We start from the raw sequence: 3,252 nt of genomic DNA, 5'->3' as shown, positions 1-3,252 counted from the left end.
GCGTCGATGTCGTCGCCGTCGTCGCTGCTGCACTGGACCCGCCGCATGATCGAGATCCGCAAGCAGAACCCGGCCTTCGGACTCGGCTCGTACACCGAACTGCCCTCCTCCAACCCCGCGGTGCTGGCCTTCCTCCGGGAGTACGAGGACGACCTGGTCCTGTGCGTCAACAACTTCGCGCGGTTCGCGCAGCCCACCGAACTGGACCTGCGCGAGTTCGCGGGGCGGCACCCGGTGGAGCTGTTCGGCGGGGTCCGCTTCCCCGCCATCGGCGAACTGCCCTATCTGCTGACCCTCGGGGGCCACGGCTTCTACTGGTTCCGGCTCACTCGAGTCGCATCCCGCATCGGCCGGCGACTGTGAGCCTGCGCCGAGACAAGGAGGCGTGACCATGCCGAAGACCGCATCCCTGCGCCCGGACCTCCCGCGTCTGGCCGAGCCCATGGAGTCGCTCGGCGCCCTGCTGCGCGACTGGCTGCCCCGGCAGCGCTGGTTCGCCGGCAAGGACCGGCCCGTCACGGAGCTCGGCCTGCTGTCGATGACCGAGCTCTTCCCGGGCTGCCTGCATCTGCTGGTCCACGCCGGTCACGCCGGGCACACGGGCGTGCCCTCCCCCGGCGGGGCGCCCCCGTCGGGCGACTGCTACCAGCTGCTGCTCGGCGTCCGGGAGCATCCGGCGCCGCGGCTCGGGCGGGCGCTCATCGGACGGGTGCAGGACGGGCCGCTGGCCGGGCTGACGGTCTACGACGCGCTGCACGACCCCCGTTCGGCCCAGCTCCTGCTGGACAGGCTCCGGCACCCGGGCTCCGCGGGACCGCTGCGCTTCGACTGCGACCCCGATCACCGGGTGCCCGCCGGGCTGGTGCCGCGGCTGCTGGACGCCGAGCAGTCCAACTCCTCGCTGGTGTACGGCGACGAGTACATCCTGAAGGTCTTCCGGCGCATCCAGCCGGGCGTCAACCCGGACCTGGAGGTGCCGGGCGCGCTGGCCCGGCAGGGCTGTCACCGGGTGCCCGCGCCCGTGGCCTGGTTCCAGACGGACCATCCGTTCAAGGCCACCCTCGGCGTGCTCCAGCCGTATCTGCGGGATGCCTCCGACGGCTGGACGCTGGGGCTGAACGCACTGGCCGCCGGGGACGACTTCACCGTCCAGGCCCGGGCGCTGGGGGCGGCCACGGCCGAGGTGCACCTGGCGCTGGCGTCGGCGTTCCCCGTCGGCGGGCCCGGGGAGAACGGGCAGACGGCGGCCGCGATGACCGAGCGGCTGGACGCCGCCGCGCACTGCGTGCCCGCGCTACAGCCGTTCGTGCCGGGCCTGCGGACCGCGTTCGCCGCGCTCACCGGCTGCGACCCCGGGCCGCCCGCCCAGCGCATCCACGGCGATCTGCATCTGGGCCAGGTGCTGCGGGCCGGGCGCGAGTGGTTCGTCATCGACTTCGAGGGCGAGCCGTCCCGGCCGCTCTCCGAACGGCGCAGCGCCCACTCCCCGGTGCGGGACATCGCCGGGATGCTGCGTTCCTTCGACTACGCCGCCCGGCAGCGCCGCCCCTGGCGCCCGGAGTGGGCCCGCCGCTGCCGCGAGGCCTACTGCGCGGGCTACGCGGCCCGCGCCGGCTGGGACCCCCGCAAGAAGCACGGGCTGCTCCGCGCCTATGAGACGGACCGGGCCGTGTACGAGGTGCTGTACGAGGCACGGCACCGCCCCGACTGGCTGCCTGTACCGATGGCGGCGATCGAGCGCCTCGCCGTGAGAGGAGACTGAGCCGTGGCCCTGCGCGACACCTCAATCCCGGAGCCGTCCGGCCCGGTCCCGAGCACGACCGCGCCCGCCCTGAGCCCCGAGGACCGCGGGCGCCTGCTGGCCGGCGCCCACCACGATCCGCACGCCCTGCTGGGCGCGCACCCGGTCCGGGGCGGGATCGTGTTCCGCGCGCTCCGCCCCTTCGCCCGCTCCGTGAGCGTCGTGATCGACGGCCGGCGCACCGCCCTCCTCTCCGAGGGGGACGGCCTCTTCTCGGGCGTGCTGCCGCTGGACGCGGTCCCCGCGTACACGCTGCACGTGGCGTACGAGGAGGGCGAGCAGGAGACGCCCGACCCGTACCGCTTCCTGCCCGCGCTCGGCGAGCTCGACCTGCACCTGATCCGCGAGGGCCGGCACGAGCAGCTGTGGCAGGCGCTCGGCGCGCAGCCCATGACCCACGAGGGCGTCGAGGGCACCCGGTTCACCGTATGGGCCCCGAACGCGCAGGGCGTGCGGGTGGCCACGGACTTCACCCACTGGGACGGCACGCAGTTCCCGATGCGGTCCCTGGGCGCCTCGGGCGTGTGGGAGCTGTTCCTGCCCGGTGTCGGCGAGGGCACCGCGTACAAGTTCGAGATCCACTCCCGGTACGGGCACCGCTTCCTGAAGGCCGACCCGATGGCCCGGCGCTGCGAGGAGCCTCCCAACACGGCGTCGATCGTGACTGCCTCGCACTACGAGTGGGGCGACAGCCAGTGGATGGCGCACCGCGCGGACACGCCCGTGCACGAGGCGCCGTTCTCGGTGTACGAGGTGCATCTGGCGTCCTGGCGGCCGGGGCTGACCTACCGGCAGCTCGCGGAGGAGCTCCCGGCGTACGTGAAGGACATGGGCTTCACCCACGTCGAGCTGATGCCGGTCGCCGAGCACCCCTTCCACGGGTCCTGGGGCTACCAGGTCACCGGGTTCTACGCCCCGACGTCCCGGCTCGGCACACCGGACGACTTCCGGTTCTTCGTCGACGCCTGCCACCGGGCCGGCATCGGTGTGATCATGGACTGGGTGCCGGCTCACTTCCCGAAGGACGACTGGGCGCTGGCCCGGTTCGACGGGGAGCCGCTGTACGAGCCCGGTGACGACCGGCGCGCGGAGCACCCGGACTGGGGCACGTACGAGTTCGACTTCGGCCGCACCGAGGTACGTAACTTCCTGGTCGCGAACGCCGTGTACTGGTGCGAGGAGTTCCACATCGACGGGCTGCGCGTGGACGCGGTCGCATCGATGCTGTACCTGGACTACTCGCGCGAGGACGGCCAGTGGGAGCCCAACGCCTACGGCGGCCGGGAGGACCTGGCCGCCATGGGATTCCTCCAGGAGATGAACGCGACCGTGTACCGGCGGGCACCGGGCGTGGTCACGATCGCGGAGGAGTCCACCGCCTGGGGCGGGGTCCCCGAACTCCGCCCGGCCCTCACCGGCCTCCCCGTCGCCGGCTTCACCGGCACCCTGAC

The 3,252-nt window shown here is 73.2% G+C and carries 3 protein-coding genes; all 3 read left to right on the top strand.

Annotated features, from left to right (window positions below):
• Nucleotides 1-363, top strand: a 363-nt coding sequence (locus AB0E85_RS39770) for an alpha-glucosidase C-terminal domain-containing protein (protein ID WP_361937634.1), incomplete at its 5' end; no start/stop codon positions are given.
• A gap of 28 nt (nt 364-391) precedes the next feature.
• Nucleotides 392-1,762, top strand: a complete 1,371-nt coding sequence (locus AB0E85_RS39765; RefSeq protein ID WP_361937633.1) for a maltokinase — start codon at nt 392-394, stop codon at nt 1,760-1,762.
• Between the two features lie 3 nt (nt 1,763-1,765).
• Nucleotides 1,766-3,252, top strand: a 1,487-nt coding sequence (gene glgB, locus AB0E85_RS39760) for a 1,4-alpha-glucan branching enzyme (protein ID WP_361937632.1), incomplete at its 3' end; no start/stop codon positions are given.

The organism is Streptomyces sp. NPDC029044 (assembly GCF_040637495.1).
GTDB lineage: Bacteria > Actinomycetota > Actinomycetes > Streptomycetales > Streptomycetaceae > Streptomyces.
This window is presented reverse-complemented; position numbering and strand designations above follow the sequence as displayed.

Coding starts and splice junctions, on each gene's coding strand:
- AB0E85_RS39765 (WP_361937633.1), top strand. CDS start 392: ATGCCGAAGACCGCATCCCTGCGCCCGGACCTCCCGCGTCTGGCCGAG.